Raw genomic sequence first — 13,394 nt, forward strand, 5'->3', positions numbered from 1 at the left:
ATATCTGCCATAACCCATACCGGATACAACAACTGATGATCCAAAGTCTTAGGACTCTGGATCATCAGTAGATACGAACTATGCTCTTGGAATTCGTTTATGTCCTGGTCTGACAGTGAAATTTCTCTGGAGTTTGACGCGGAAAATTTACGTCAATTATTGCTACAGGGACAAAAAGGTACACAATCCAATTACTGTCACTTTCAGATCGTCCGCTGGTGTGGACTGTTGGTTCAGTATCTGCGACAACAGGATAATTTACACCCATTGATCGATATTGCAGACGATGTCGTTGTGCAATGGGAACTTCACCTGGCGACCAACTACACCGTCACCCAAATGGATAAGTTTTCCCAATCGGATCTGGTATTACCCAAACAACATTTTTCTCACTGGCTTAAACTTCTGGATCGACATAACCATGTTTAAAAAATACTTACTGATTTTCGGACTGTTATTGAGTAGTGGATCTTTTGCGGCCAATCCGCAAGCAGTGATCGAAACCAGTCTTGGCACCGTGACTCTTGAACTTTATGCTGACAAAGCTCCGGTCACGGTTGCCAATTTCGTCCAATACTCCAACGATCATTATTACGATGGTCTGATTTTTCACCGGGTGATTTCCGGCTTCATGATTCAGGGCGGAGGTTTTGAACCTGGCATGAAACAGCGCCAGACCAATGCACCGATCAAAAATGAAGCCAATAATGGCCTGAGCAATTTGCGCGGAACTATCGCCATGGCCCGTACCAATGATCCAAACAGTGCCACCTCCCAATTCTTCATCAATCACAAAGATAATAATTTTCTGGACTACGCCAGTCCCGCCAAACCCGGGTATGCCGTTTTTGGCAAAGTAATTGATGGCATGGACACCGTAGACCGGATCGCCCGGGTCCAAACCACCCGTGTTGGTGCCTACAGCGATGTACCGGCAGAAACCGTCAAAATCATTTCCATCACTATTGAAGACAGCAAGACTGAGTGAATAGCCCCCGCATCCTGCCTGCCCAGGTCTCCTGGCAGGCTGACCTGGTTCCGGTTTCCACTGTTTTTGACGATGTATACTTTTCCAAGGCCGGCGGAATCGCGGAAACCGAATATGTATTTATCAATAGCAACCGACTGTCTGAGCGCTTTGCCCAACTGAAACCGAGGCAAACCTTTGTAATCGCTGAAACCGGTTTTGGTACAGGTCTGAACTTCCTGGTCGCGGCTTCACTGTTCACCGCCATGCAGACCGACGGGCAGATCCCGAGTTCCTGCCGGTTACACTTCATCAGCGCCGAAAAACATCCTTTTCTGCTTCAGGATCTTCGTCAGATCTATCAACACTGGCCTCAATTCCAGACGCTGTGTGATTGCTTATTAAATGCTTACCCTCATCTGATCCCCGGCTTTCACCGGCTCGACTTTGATACATTACAACTCACGTTGATGTTCGGTGAAGCAGATCGGATGTTTTCCAAGTTGCACGGTAGCGTTGACTGCTGGTTTCTGGATGGTTTTGCACCAAGCAAAAATCCGGATATGTGGAGCGACACTTTATTTACCGAAATCGCCCGCCTGAGCCGCTACCAGACCACCTTTGCTACGTTTACCGCCGCAGGTATCGTCCGCCGGGGGTTGAAAGGCCGGGGCTTCGAAGTCCGGAAAACTCAAGGATTCGGCCATAAACGGGATATGCTGACCGGATCATTTGCCGGCCTGGGGCCACAACTACCAGACAGTCATCCTGCCTGGTTCCAGTTACCCCGTGAACAACAAGTCCAGCGGGTTGCCATCATCGGTGCTGGTATGGCGGGAGCCAGTTGCGCTCATGCACTGAGCCACAGAGGTATTGCCTGTGAGGTATTTGAACAGCATCAAAGCATCGCCAGCGAAGCATCCGGCAATGCCCAGGGAGCACTGTACATCAAACCCTCCTGGGAAAGTTCCTATCACAATCGTTTTTACAGCCAGGCATTTGGATTTGCCAACCGCCGTTACCATCATCTCGAAGAATTGGAATGGCAACCTTGCGGTGTTTTGATCAGTGGCTGGAACGATAAGGAAAAACAGCGGCAACAGAACTTCAACTCCCAGGATCCCTACTCAGATTTCCTGATCAGGCCGGTCGATCAAAGCGACGCCAGTCATCACGCAGGTATCGATACCACCGCCGGATTATGGTTGTCAGATGGGGGCTGGGTACACCCGCCATCGTTATGCCAGCAACTGCTTCAGAGTGCCCGAATACACTTGGGTACTCAAATCGTGACCCTGAATCTGGAACACGACAACTGCTGGGTACTATCCGATCAACAGGGTCAACGTCATGGTCCGTTTACTCAGGTGATCTTTGCCAACGCCAATGCGGCCAGGAACTTTCCGGCTACGGCAAATCTACCCGTCAAACCCATCCGTGGCCAGACCTCCGCCATCGCGGTGAACAGGGATGTCCCACTGACTTCCGTGCTGTGTGCCAAAGGTTATGTATCGCCAGTGCGTAATGGCCAGCTGAATTTTGGAGCGACATTTAATCTCAATGACAGTTCCACCGCACTGAATGAATCCGATCACCAGGAAAACCTGAAGAACTTGTTCTCCTGTTTTCCCGCACTGAAAAACCATCTTGATGATACGCCGGAGCTGACCGGAAGAGTCGGATTTCGATGCACAACACCGGATTACATGCCCATTGCCGGTCCGCTGCCCGACTGGAATTATTATCAAGCGCATTATGGCAACCTGAATCAGCGTCGCAGCCACTGGCCACATCCACAATACCTTCCAGGCCTGTACTGCAACATCGGCCATGGCTCACGTGGACTCACGTCAGCACCATTATGCGGAGAGCTGATCGCCGCCATGATATGTTCAGAACCACTGCCGATAGAAATGGATATCATTGACCATCTGCACCCGGCCCGATTTATCATCAAACAATTCAAACAACAGCCTTAAAGTGATCTGCTACCATGAGCCGTTATCGTCCACCCAGTAAACCGGGTTCCAAATACATTACTCCAGAAGGCCATGAGCGTTTTAAGGACGAGATCCGTCAGCTCTGGCAGGAACGCGCCATTGTCACAGAAGAGGTCAGAGCCGCAGCGGCGCTGGGTGACCGCTCTGAGAATGCCGAATACATCTATGGAAAAAAAAGGCTGCGGGAAATCGATGGTCGCCTGCGCCATCTGGGCAAACGACTCGACAACATCAATGTGGTTCACGGCCTCCCCAAAGAACAGAACAAAGTCTTTTTTGGAGCCTGGGTAAAACTGATGGATGAGGACGACAACGAACTGATAGTACGCATTGTCGGACCGGACGAGTTTGATACCGACAAACAATATATCAGTATGGACAGTCCTCTGGCCCAGGCACTATTAAAACGATCACTGCATGATGAAGTCACCGTTGTACGCCCGGCCGGCACGATTGAGTATTGGATAGAATCAATCAGTTACTGTGGCGCAGATGAGCTTTAATCCAATCATGAGCAATATCAAAGGTGCCATCCACAAAGGCAAATAAGAAACCTTAATATTGCTCAATAGCAGACCACTATTTGCCCGAGACCTACTGATTGGAATTCAATCAAAAAACACACCAGGACATTAATGAAGAAATAATCTAACAGCCCGCTTCCTCACTCTCACTTTTATTAGGGACTCTTCTTATCCCGTAGTCGCGCAATTTATTAGCAATAGCAGTATGTGAGATACCCAATTTTCGTCCTAACAAACGTGAACTGGGATAGGCTGGGTACAACCGACGAAGGATTTCGGATTCGAATTTTTTGACAGCTTCATCCAGTGACCCCGAAAAATTTTCATCCAGTCGATAACCAAAAGACGAAAATGAAACATCATTTTCTGGAAGTTGTATGTCTTCCGGTTCCATTACCTCACCTTCCAACAGAGTAACCGCTTTGAATAAGGTGTTTTCAAGCTGACGTACATTACCAGGCCACTGATACTGGGTTAACAGATTCTGACAAGGCTTGGAAAGGGTGAAGTATTTTTTCTGAGGCTCAGAAAAACGGGCAATAAAATGTTCGGCCAACGGTAGGATATCCAGCGGACGGTCCCGTAAAGCAGGGAGTTCAAGGGACAATACGTCCAACCGATAATAAAGGTCCTGACGAAAGGTACCCTGCTGACATTTTTTCACCAGGTTCTGCTGGCTTGAACAAATGATACGAACATCTACCCGCACCTCCTGTTCTGCTCCTACTTTTCGAAAACGTCCATTTTGCAGCAGCCCGAGAAATTTTGTCTGAAGGGATAGATCCAGTTCGCCGATTTCATCCAGAAACACCGTACCCCCTTCGGCCTGTTCAAATATTCCCTTGCTTTCCCTGGCCCCTTCAAATGCACCTTCAGTTTGTCCAAACAACTCACTTTCAGCCGCCTCTTTTGGCAGGCTGCCACAGTTCAGTGTCAGGAAGGGTTTATCTCTACGCAGACTATGCTGATGACATGCTTTGGCGAGAAGGTTTTTACCCGTCCCGGTTGCGCCGCTGATCAGAATAGGCGCATCCAACTGACTCATTTTTTTGGCCTGGCGAATCAATTTTTTCATAAGCGGGCTTTCGCTGATGATCATGTCAAACTCACCAGCCGTCTGGTTAAACGCGATCATCTGCTTACCTAGACGGGATGGCGACTTAAAGGTGAGTACTGCACCAGCCATAACAGGCTCTTCATCAGACGCTTCCGGCAGGTTGATCGGCATTATGTCGCAAAGATAGGTATGGTTTTTCAGCTGGATATAGGTTGTCTGCGGTTCCCAGGTATTCTGGTTTAACCATTTGTTGATATTGAACCCTTTAATCCATTGTTTCAGGGGACGATCTTTAATTTCGTCATCGCTGAGCTTGAAGATACGCTTGGCGGCATAGTTGGCCACAATAATGTGGCCACGCGCATCTATGGAAATGATGGGTTCAGGCAAAGTTCTGACCAACGTCAACAACTCCTGCCGTTCGCGCTCCTGAGGCATGTAGGCAATTGTGGAAACATCCGTCACGCCTCCCACCTTCCGAATATTGGGCATCAAATCCTGAAATTTATCGAACTCAAGATTGGGAATATGCAGATAAATCTGACCATCAGGGCCTGTTTCAATTCCGGTCAGGTCAATTTTATATTGCACCAGAACGTCCAGTATTTCGTGGGCTATACCCATTCTGTTTTCACATAGGACTTGTAAACGCATCGATCAACCGTTGTTATTCGTAATTATAAACTTACACACTGATATCCAGAAAAATATCAGGAATAGGAACAATTTCACAAAAACTGCGAACGGGTTTATTCAGAACTTAGTAAAACAGGCGGGAAAAATCTGGCAATTTCGCCAAATATCTGCAAAAAATCCCCTTCATAAAAGAGCATTCTTCAGCAGTAACTAACGTTGGTCTCGGTATCATCCCTCGCCTGTAATCAACTCTTTACACAGACGGGGCAGTTTGTTGGGTATTGAAGTATTCGTCAACTGACCGGTTGGTCAATTGCCGCATACGATAAAATACTTGTCTCATTCCTGTAAAAAAGACTATTTATATCAGCCCGTTTTCAGGCAACCATCGATTTCAGGAATAATCCGGCACGATCATGGCTTCCAACTTCATTCCAGAGCTGATCACTCAATTCAGAAATTGGTCTTACAGCACCTTCCTGCAGCCATTGAACGATTGCTGCAGCAACGTCTGGATACTGAATACGTACGACCTCTCCTTTTCTTAACCATTGATCGATGCTTTGAACAGATAAATGAGAACAGGTCCAAGCCAGATTAAGCTGCTGCAGGGCCTTGGCATTGGACTTTTGCTCAACCTGCCCTTTTAAAGGTTTCACCATAATTCGTTTTCCCATATTCAACGCTTCAGACACCAGCTCAAACCCCGCATTACACAGCACTGATTCGGCCTGCTGCAGATTTGCCTGGAAACCGGAACGGCTGAATGGATGGACAGTTACCACGCCATAGACACCTGGTTGAATATCTTTGCAATGCATATGAAATTCATAATCCGTCACTTTCTTGAGCAGATTCAATACACTGAAAGAGTTCTCGAATGGTAGATACACCAACACTTTACGAGAGTCCGGCACTGGAGGATTATCTTCGACATGAATGATTGGAGGCAAAATCGGATTGTTGAAGTGGTGCCAATGAACTCCAAGGTGCATTTGCGCTGGAGCAAACCACCGCAAAACCAACTGGCCCGGAATATCGATCCGGTAACGCGGAACACGATGACCGAATGCATACTGATGACCCAACCCCAGACACTTCCGGGACTGCAATCTGGCTGCCCAGGCAGTGACAGGCTCATAGTCGGAAATCACCATATCATAGTCAGAAAGATCCAGCTCCCGGATATCTCGAAACAGATGTTTCAATGATGCCTGTTTGAAACTTTCACCAATTTTCAAACAGCCATCGCGGGTGATAAAAGTCAGCCCTTCCCGAACCTGGAAGTCGCCGAACTCTTCCATGTCAAACAAGTCTTCCCGGGCGCGTCCGGAAAACAGATAGGAGACATCAAGGCCTGATGCTTTCAATAACGGGGCCATTGCCCTGGCACGTGTAATATGGCCATTACCGGTTGCCTGCACACCGTATAAAATTTTCATGGCAGCAAAACCCCCATCGCCAATAATGCACAACTGCTTCCTAGAAATGCACCCATCACGGTATCTGTTGGGAAATGTACTCCCAGAAAAATCCTCGATAAACCGACACTCAACGCCCAAAGGTAAATCAATGCGCTCCATTGGGGAAAAATCTGGCTGATAAAACAGGCAAAAACAAAAGCCCCTGATGTGTGGCCGGAGGGGAAAGAGAACTGATCTGAGGGCTGGATAAAACTCCGAAAATCCGATAACGCTGCAGCAGGCCGATTCCTTTTAAAACCATTCTTTAACACAAAATATATTGGCCTCTCGACGACAAAGCTCAACGCCAATGCCAACCCCCAGGCCTGATATCCGAGATAAACCATGAGTAATCCGAAAACCGCATATAATGGACCATCAGCGGTTCTGGAAATGAGCCTGCCTGTCCGGGTAAGTAACTCCCGGTGACGGCGAGCCATACACCAGTGAAAGGTTACAACGTCCAGTTCATGAATATTGTGCAGAAGGTTCATTCATTTATCCCATAGCTCCTGATCAGGATGACACTATGGGAAGTGAATTTCAGTAGTATTGAATTTCAGTGAAATTTTTATGACAGCACAATCACTCGTGCAATCCAGTAGCAGGCGTTACCAACCAATACCCCAAATAAAAGATCCGACAAAAAATGCAGCCCCATAATCATCCGCGAAAAGGCCACAAGAGCAGCCCATAGCACGACAGGCAGGATCATCCAACCCACTCCCCAGTATCCGGCAACAATACTGGCAAATAAAAAAGCCGCTGAGGTATGACCACTGGGAAAGCTATATTGATCTGCTGGTTTGATATAAGTCTCAACATCCCCAATAGCATTGGCCGGACGTTTTCTGCGAAATCCATACTTACACAGAAAATAAAATGCCCGCTCCAATAGATAACCAATCCCGGTTAGCTTTGCCCAATCATATTGATGGGAATAAAGCAGATACACTCCAAACGCAATGGGCACATATCCATCACCTGTCCAGGAGATTTTACGCAACCATTTTGCCTGGGTATTTTGCGACGGCAATGACATTAACCAGTTAAAAAAGATGACATCCAACGCATGTATATTATGTAAAATCTTAATATTGCTTACCTCAATCTATTGTCCAAACCGACGGCTGTTTTGCTGAAGGTACTCAAGTTCCCTGACCGTACTCTGTCGTTGTAACACTTCATTTCTGTGAGGATAACGACCAAAACACTCAATAATACTCCGATGTTCCTGTGCTGAATTAATGATTCCTGACCAAAACCGGACACCCTTATTGGACAAACCAACCTCATTGACTTGTTGATTCAGAAGCTGCTCAAGCGTTTGGTGATCTTCCAAACGTTCACTGTGCATCAAGGGCATTATGCAGAAACACCGCCCTGTGACGGCTAATCTCTTTAAATAGTTATTCTTAAGTACATGACGAGTAGCCGCTTGGGCACGATCATCATTGCTAAATGCTTTTTCGGTATGGCGATATATGTTACGACTAAACTGGTCCGTCAATATGATATAAGCCAGACAGCTGTATGCCGAACTCAGCCAGTCAAGTAACATTCCATTTTCAGCTGTGTGCAACACTGCTGCAAACTGAGAATTGATTTCCTGATCAAATGCTGGATTTGAAAGCCACCACTGACGCTGCTTTTCTGGCTCAGCCAGACCCTCCTCGTCCAAAAGTCCTAACCAAAAGGATAGAATATCGTCTACCGCCTGTTTCATATAGCCTGACTTTCTTCCAACATCCCTTCAGTTATCCAGATTGGCCGGAATGAAAACGGATGTTTTCAGCGCTTGCTGTATTTCCTTACCGCGACTAGTCAATTGTTCACGGGTATAGCCACGAGGTGGAACCGCCCCCCAAACCGGATTTGGCCATGCAGGATCATCTACAGTTCTGACTACATGATGAATATGGCACTGAGACACAACATTACCCAATGCCGCGACATTCATTTTGTCTGCGTCAAAACACTTTGCCAATGCTTTGGAAACAAAGGAGGACTCCCATATCAGCTGCTCCTGATCAAGTTCGTCGAGATCATATATTTCTTTTATATCATCCCGCATCGGAACCAGAATAACCCAGGGATAGTTAGCATCTTTGAGCAGAAGAACCTTGCACAAATTCAACTGCCCGAGATCAAGGCAGTCCGACTGTAATCTTTCATCCAATTCAAACATAACCACATTCTTATTATTAATAATGAAGCACAAGTATATGTTTCCAGAAGCATACAATGAACATTTATCGCCACTATTTGCCAAAGGATGACTTTCAATTATTTACTCAATGTTTTTTTCATTTCGCTCCAGTAATCTCTGCGACAACAGAATCACAACCATACCCATTATCCAGGCGATAGCAGTCACAAAGAGAAAATTGGGAGTTGAGTGAGCCAGGCTATAATCTGCCGGTAACAAAAACCTTCCATCAAACTGCCATGGCCAGAGTTTCAGTATTGAACCGGCCAGGATACCGGTAAGCACCGCCATCACCGGCATAGTGTATTTTTCCAACAGGAAAGAAATCAATCTGGAGAATGACAAAATACCAACAGCACAACCTGCCATAAAAACGATTAAAAACAATAAATCTAATTCTCCGACGGCACGCAGGACATGCTCATACATGCCGAGCATCAGCAGGATAAAACTCCCGGAAATACCGGGCAAAACCATGGCACAAATCGCTAACACTGCCGACAGAAACACTATGAGCAGCGTTGGCTCTATGTGGCCTGGTTGAGTCAATGCCAGTGCAATAGGCAATACCATCCCACAACAAAACGGCAACCAAAAAGACAGTCGCCATTGCGAATGTCCACGAACAAGAAAAACAGTCGAGGCCAGTACCAACCCACTGAAAAAGCCCCAGACAACTGGACTGTAGTTTGCCAGAAGATATGACAGAATATTGGCCATCGTTACCACAGCCAAGAGTATTCCTGATAACAGAGATGCAATAAAAGCGGCATCCACATGGTCCAGCAAAGACTTGAACCGCCCTTGGAACAATAGTCTGAGTGCCACCAGATCAAAACTGCTTAATGCCTTCAGCAGACGTTGATAAATTCCACTTATCAGAGCAATGGTCCCACCTGAAACTCCCGGAACGATATCTGCGCAGCCCATGCAAAAACCCTTCAAAAAGACACCAAGATATTGCTTCATTCACCTATATCCTTGTTGATCGTTCCGTTGAGCAATGGCACAAACTTAACGCCTTCGACTTTTTCACGCTGAAAGTTATCGCCATTACGAATAATTAAATATAAAGACTGCTCAGTTTCACCAACGGGTATTACGAGCCTGCCACCTTCCGGGTTAAGTTGCTGCAATAAACTGTCAGGAACTGATTCTGGGGCACATGTCGTAATAATTCCGTCAAATGGAGCAGCTTCCTCCCAGCCGAACCCACCATCAGCAAAACGCAAATAAATGTTGGTTAATTCGAGAACTGAAAACAGTTTTTGAGCTTTCTGCTGCAGAGGCCGTATACGTTCAACAGACCAGACCTCAGGTACCAGTTGTGCCAGTACAGCAGTCTGAAAACCGCTGCCTGTACCAATTTCCAATACCTTTTCTGGAGTTCCATGACTAAGCAGCAACTCGGTCATTCTAGCGACAATATAGGGTTGCGATATGGTCTGACCATGCCCGATTGGCAATGCCGTATCTTCATAGGCTTTATGGGCCAGCGCCTCATCAACAAATAAATGTCGGGGAGTATTCAAAAAAACTTCCAAAACAGATACGTTAGCAATTCCCTTTTCCAACAGCCGACTAACCAGCCGTTCCCGGGTTCGACGCGAGGTCATTCCAATGCCTTCGAGGTTCAAAACACCCAATCTCCGTATTCTGAGCAAATATTAGAAACTAAAGAGTTCACGCAAAACTGAAGTTGCATAGGCACCGGAAGGTAACCCAAAAGACAGACTCAGCGTGTTGTTATCCAGAAACGTCCATTGCAATTGGTGAGGCCTTAGGATCAATGGTCGACGCAACGGCTTCAGCTGTAATGGCGTCAGCCAGTCAGTCAACTCAGTATGCGACCGTAGCAGTTCAAGCTCATGACGACTGAAAACAGGAGACTCCTCCAAAACAGTCGGCCCGGAATACATCAGCCCTGATGTCGAACAATCACCCTGTTCTATCCGGATCAGTTCTTCTTCAGTTCCTTCAGCCACAAACCAGCTATTAGACCCAGATAATATCAATGGCTCACCGGTCTGGGGGACAGACCAGTTACCTTGCAGAATTCTATGGTGGAGCAGACTGTTAAAAAGATAAGAACGCACCGCCGAAACATAAATATCATTGGCCCGATTTTGCTCCAGCCATTCTTGTGCCGGACGGCCCATTGCTAATGCCACGTTTCCATGATCAACACCAAAGCGCTGAGGGCCAAAATAATTGGGGACCCCTTTTGCTGCGATGCGGGAAAGCCCCTCTTCAATTGCTCCGTGATCACCCTGTACATCCCGTAAAACAATATGAAAACGATTGGATGACAAAGCACCCCGTTGCAGCTTGGCCCGATGACGTTGCTGATTAATTACGCTAACACCCTCTACCACAAGAGGCACCTCAGGATCAGGTTTTCCTGGTAACCAGATACTGAACCATTGCCGAGTCACGCCCTGGCGGTCTTTCAGGCCAGCGAAACTGACATGACGATTGGGTACATTCGCCCATCGGGCAATTTGTTTGGCGCACCAGTGGGTATTCTGCTGTTCCTTCTCAATCAATATATATAGATGTTCACCAGAACCGGTGAGTTCAAAACGTAGCTCTTCTTCGACAATGAAATCAGCGGGTTGCTGTTTAAAACCAACCGGCTCAACGACCAGCGCGTGTGCCCGGGCAAAATCATAATTAAGATCATCCATGATCAGCAGCCACTAGCAGAACCACAGCATGCGCAGCGATACCTTCTTTCCGTCCGGTATAACCCAAATGCTCGGTCGTGGTTGCTTTAACATTAACCCGGTCCACATCGCACTGAACGCAGGCAGCAATATTGTTACGCATACTCTCAATATGCGGTGCCATTTTAGGAGTTTGAGCAACAATAGTTGAGTCTATATTTCCAATCATCAAATGCTTCTCTGACACCAAAGAACAACAATGTCGTAACAGTTGCAGACTATCTGCTGACTTATAAGTATCATCTGTGTCCGGAAAATGGTGACCAATATCGCCCAACGCTGCTGCACCAAGTATTGCATCACATATGGCATGCACCAGTACATCTCCGTCAGAGTGCGCAATCAGTTCTGCATGACAGGGAATTGTCTCACCACCCAGGACGATAAATTTGTCAGATCCGGTTTCCTCACCAAAACGATGTACATCAAAACCATGCCCCACTCGCATTACTTTCCTCTCGCTAAAATCATTTCAACCAGCTCCAAATCTTCCGGTGTTGTAATCTTGATATTGTCACGATGCGCTGTTACGACATCGACTACATGCCCATACAGTTCCATCACAGATGCATCATCGGTAACGGCGTGGCCATCGCGAATGACATTCTCAAATGCACGCTTAAGTGCTTCTAAGGGAAACATCTGGGGAGTTTGTGCCTGCCACAGTACAGTTCGATCAACTGTATGGTTAATTGTCTCGTGCTGTACATGTTTAATCGTATCGGAAACCGGAACAGCCAAAATGGCAGAGCGGCCCGAGTTCAGGCAGCGGGAATAAAGGCGATTCAAATCGTCGGTGCGAACACATGGCCGGACAACGTCGTGTATCATGACCCACGCGCTACGAGGTTGATGCTCATAGACCCAATTGACGGCTGACAATACCGAGTCAGACCGTTCTTTACCGCCATAAACGGTCACTATCCGAGGATCATGATAGTAATCACATTCCGCCCAGCGCTGATCATCATGCCTGACACTCACAACGATTCCCTGGATATAGGGAATCGACAAAAACAGTTCAAGGGTCCATTCAATGATCATCCTACCCTGAACAGGCAGATACTGTTTCGGGTATTCAGCTCGCATGCGCGACCCGATTCCCGCAGCCGGTAAGATCACCCAAACAGGGGTTTCAGTGTTATTCATCAGGAATTAAGATCAGAATTTCATCCGGTTTAACCAAACCATGAGCCTCTCTGGCTTCCTCTTCAATAGCTTGAGGATCATCTTTCAACGCTTGAACATGGTACTGCAATTCCAGGTTCTGCTTCTTTTGAATCTCTATCTGGGCTTTTTTCAGATCGATAAGACTCTTCAGTGAAGCTGCCTCCGCGAGGCTTCTTTCACCAACCCACAAACGATATTGCAGACCAATAAAGGCAACAACTAAAAAAGCCCAAAGAAACTTAGTTTTCAACCCGGATGTCCTATCAAAAAACTGCGCCAATCTTAATGCAATTGATCAAGGATAAACACCCACTACTGAGCAAAACGACATGCAAAAAAAACCCCGATCTGTGTCCAGACCGGGGTCGTGTTAGATGCCTGACGATGTCCTACTCTCACATGGGGAGACCCCACACTACCATCGGCGATGCGTCGTTTCACTACTGAGTTCGGGATGGAATCAGGTGGGTCCAACGCTCTATCGTCGTCAAGCAATTCGCTTGCTTCGGCTTTCGCCTGGGAGCCCGTGGAATCGCTTCTCACCAGCCCCCGCTGTTCTGAACAAGTTCGTCTATCGTCTCAACAAGTCATGTGTGTCTATCTCTATCCACACTTCACGTATCTTATCAGCGCTCAACCTCG

At 46.9% G+C, this 13,394-nt stretch carries 16 protein-coding genes and 1 rRNA gene; 4 read left to right on the forward strand and 13 right to left on the reverse strand.

Annotation, left to right across the window (positions count from 1 at the left end):
• Window positions 1-99: 99 nt before the first annotated feature.
• The 4 genes from YC6258_RS19890 to greB are packed head-to-tail and all read left to right on the forward strand — an operon-like array spanning window position 100 to window position 3,470.
• The gene (locus tag YC6258_RS19890; protein ID WP_044618469.1) at window positions 100-429 is read left to right on the forward strand and encodes a P-loop NTPase family protein; all 330 of its coding nucleotides are present in this window, start codon (window positions 100-102) and stop codon (window positions 427-429) included.
• Window positions 422-988: a peptidylprolyl isomerase gene (locus YC6258_RS19895; protein WP_044618470.1), complete on the forward strand. Its 567-nt coding sequence runs from the start codon at window positions 422-424 to the stop codon at window positions 986-988. The genes YC6258_RS19890 and YC6258_RS19895 overlap by 8 nt, the downstream gene beginning before the upstream one ends.
• Window positions 985-2,946 (forward strand): bifunctional tRNA (5-methylaminomethyl-2-thiouridine)(34)-methyltransferase MnmC2/FAD-dependent 5-carboxymethylaminomethyl-2-thiouridine(34) oxidoreductase MnmC1, encoded by a 1,962-nt coding sequence (gene mnmC / locus YC6258_RS19900; protein WP_052830429.1) that lies wholly within the window; start codon window positions 985-987, stop codon window positions 2,944-2,946. Before YC6258_RS19895 ends, mnmC begins: the two co-directional genes overlap by 4 nt.
• A gap of 14 nt (window positions 2,947-2,960) precedes the next feature.
• Complete coding sequence (gene greB, locus YC6258_RS19905) at window positions 2,961-3,470, forward strand: transcription elongation factor GreB (protein WP_044618471.1); 510 nt, start codon at window positions 2,961-2,963, stop codon at window positions 3,468-3,470.
• A gap of 145 nt (window positions 3,471-3,615) precedes the next feature.
• On the opposite strand, the gene tyrR is transcribed toward greB, so the two are convergent.
• The 13 genes from tyrR to rrf all read right to left on the reverse strand — a co-directional run bounded on the left by tyrR (window position 3,616) and on the right by rrf (window position 13,244).
• Window positions 3,616-5,202 carry a transcriptional regulator TyrR gene (gene tyrR, locus YC6258_RS19910; protein ID WP_044618472.1) on the reverse strand — a complete coding sequence of 529 codons (1,587 nt, stop codon included), beginning with the start codon at window positions 5,200-5,202 and terminating at the stop codon, window positions 3,616-3,618.
• A 359-nt stretch (window positions 5,203-5,561) separates the two neighbouring features.
• Window positions 5,562-6,626, reverse strand: a complete 1,065-nt coding sequence (locus YC6258_RS19915) for an MJ1255/VC2487 family glycosyltransferase (protein ID WP_044618473.1) — start codon at window positions 6,624-6,626, stop codon at window positions 5,562-5,564.
• Complete coding sequence (locus tag YC6258_RS19920) at window positions 6,623-7,141, reverse strand: phosphatase PAP2 family protein (protein ID WP_044618474.1); 519 nt, start codon at window positions 7,139-7,141, stop codon at window positions 6,623-6,625. The genes YC6258_RS19915 and YC6258_RS19920 overlap by 4 nt, the downstream gene beginning before the upstream one ends.
• A 77-nt stretch (window positions 7,142-7,218) precedes the next feature.
• Window positions 7,219-7,653, reverse strand: a complete 435-nt coding sequence (locus tag YC6258_RS19925; protein ID WP_169748999.1) for a phosphatase PAP2 family protein — start codon at window positions 7,651-7,653, stop codon at window positions 7,219-7,221.
• A gap of 105 nt (window positions 7,654-7,758) precedes the next feature.
• On the reverse strand, window positions 7,759-8,373 hold the full coding sequence (locus YC6258_RS19930; RefSeq protein ID WP_044618476.1) for a DUF924 family protein: 615 nt from the start codon (window positions 8,371-8,373) through the stop codon (window positions 7,759-7,761).
• Between the two features lie 27 nt (window positions 8,374-8,400).
• Entirely contained in the window at window positions 8,401-8,835 is a 435-nt protein-coding gene (locus YC6258_RS19935; RefSeq protein WP_044618477.1) for an HIT domain-containing protein, read from the reverse strand.
• Window positions 8,836-8,937: 102 nt separating this feature from the next.
• Window positions 8,938-9,825 (reverse strand): DUF368 domain-containing protein, encoded by an 888-nt coding sequence (locus YC6258_RS19940; RefSeq protein ID WP_044618478.1) that lies wholly within the window; start codon window positions 9,823-9,825, stop codon window positions 8,938-8,940.
• Window positions 9,822-10,472 carry a protein-L-isoaspartate(D-aspartate) O-methyltransferase gene (locus tag YC6258_RS19945; RefSeq protein WP_044618479.1) on the reverse strand — a complete coding sequence of 217 codons (651 nt, stop codon included), beginning with the start codon at window positions 10,470-10,472 and terminating at the stop codon, window positions 9,822-9,824. The genes YC6258_RS19940 and YC6258_RS19945 overlap by 4 nt, the downstream gene beginning before the upstream one ends.
• 51 nt (window positions 10,473-10,523) lie before the next feature.
• On the reverse strand, window positions 10,524-11,543 hold the full coding sequence (gene truD / locus YC6258_RS19950; protein ID WP_044618480.1) for a tRNA pseudouridine(13) synthase TruD: 1,020 nt from the start codon (window positions 11,541-11,543) through the stop codon (window positions 10,524-10,526).
• On the reverse strand, window positions 11,536-12,030 hold the full coding sequence (gene ispF, locus YC6258_RS19955) for a 2-C-methyl-D-erythritol 2,4-cyclodiphosphate synthase (protein WP_044618481.1): 495 nt from the start codon (window positions 12,028-12,030) through the stop codon (window positions 11,536-11,538). The genes truD and ispF overlap by 8 nt, the downstream gene beginning before the upstream one ends.
• Window positions 12,030-12,731: a 2-C-methyl-D-erythritol 4-phosphate cytidylyltransferase gene (ispD, locus tag YC6258_RS19960; RefSeq protein WP_044618482.1), complete on the reverse strand. Its 702-nt coding sequence runs from the start codon at window positions 12,729-12,731 to the stop codon at window positions 12,030-12,032. The genes ispF and ispD overlap by 1 nt, the downstream gene beginning before the upstream one ends.
• Window positions 12,724-13,002 (reverse strand): FtsB family cell division protein, encoded by a 279-nt coding sequence (locus YC6258_RS19965; RefSeq protein ID WP_052830431.1) that lies wholly within the window; start codon window positions 13,000-13,002, stop codon window positions 12,724-12,726. Before YC6258_RS19965 ends, ispD begins: the two co-directional genes overlap by 8 nt.
• Before the next feature lie 126 nt (window positions 13,003-13,128).
• Window positions 13,129-13,244 (reverse strand): 5S ribosomal RNA (gene rrf, locus YC6258_RS19970).
• Window positions 13,245-13,394 lie beyond the last annotated feature (150 nt).

The organism is Gynuella sunshinyii YC6258, assembly GCF_000940805.1.
Classification (GTDB): domain Bacteria; phylum Pseudomonadota; class Gammaproteobacteria; order Pseudomonadales; family Natronospirillaceae; genus Gynuella; species Gynuella sunshinyii.

Coding starts and splice junctions, on each gene's coding strand:
- YC6258_RS19890 (WP_044618469.1), top strand. CDS start 100: ATGTCCTGGTCTGACAGTGAAATTTCTCTGGAGTTTGACGCGGAAAAT.
- YC6258_RS19895 (WP_044618470.1), top strand. CDS start 422: ATGTTTAAAAAATACTTACTGATTTTCGGACTGTTATTGAGTAGTGGA.
- greB (WP_044618471.1), top strand. CDS start 2,961: ATGAGCCGTTATCGTCCACCCAGTAAACCGGGTTCCAAATACATTACT.
- tyrR (WP_044618472.1), bottom strand. CDS start 5,202: ATGCGTTTACAAGTCCTATGTGAAAACAGAATGGGTATAGCCCACGAA.
- YC6258_RS19915 (WP_044618473.1), bottom strand. CDS start 6,626: ATGAAAATTTTATACGGTGTGCAGGCAACCGGTAATGGCCATATTACA.
- YC6258_RS19920 (WP_044618474.1), bottom strand. CDS start 7,141: ATGAACCTTCTGCACAATATTCATGAACTGGACGTTGTAACCTTTCAC.
- YC6258_RS19930 (WP_044618476.1), bottom strand. CDS start 8,373: ATGAAACAGGCGGTAGACGATATTCTATCCTTTTGGTTAGGACTTTTG.
- YC6258_RS19935 (WP_044618477.1), bottom strand. CDS start 8,835: ATGTTTGAATTGGATGAAAGATTACAGTCGGACTGCCTTGATCTCGGG.
- YC6258_RS19940 (WP_044618478.1), bottom strand. CDS start 9,825: ATGAAGCAATATCTTGGTGTCTTTTTGAAGGGTTTTTGCATGGGCTGC.
- YC6258_RS19945 (WP_044618479.1), bottom strand. CDS start 10,472: ATGACCTCGCGTCGAACCCGGGAACGGCTGGTTAGTCGGCTGTTGGAA.
- truD (WP_044618480.1), bottom strand. CDS start 11,543: ATGGATGATCTTAATTATGATTTTGCCCGGGCACACGCGCTGGTCGTT.
- ispF (WP_044618481.1), bottom strand. CDS start 12,030: ATGCGAGTGGGGCATGGTTTTGATGTACATCGTTTTGGTGAGGAAACC.
- ispD (WP_044618482.1), bottom strand. CDS start 12,731: ATGAATAACACTGAAACCCCTGTTTGGGTGATCTTACCGGCTGCGGGA.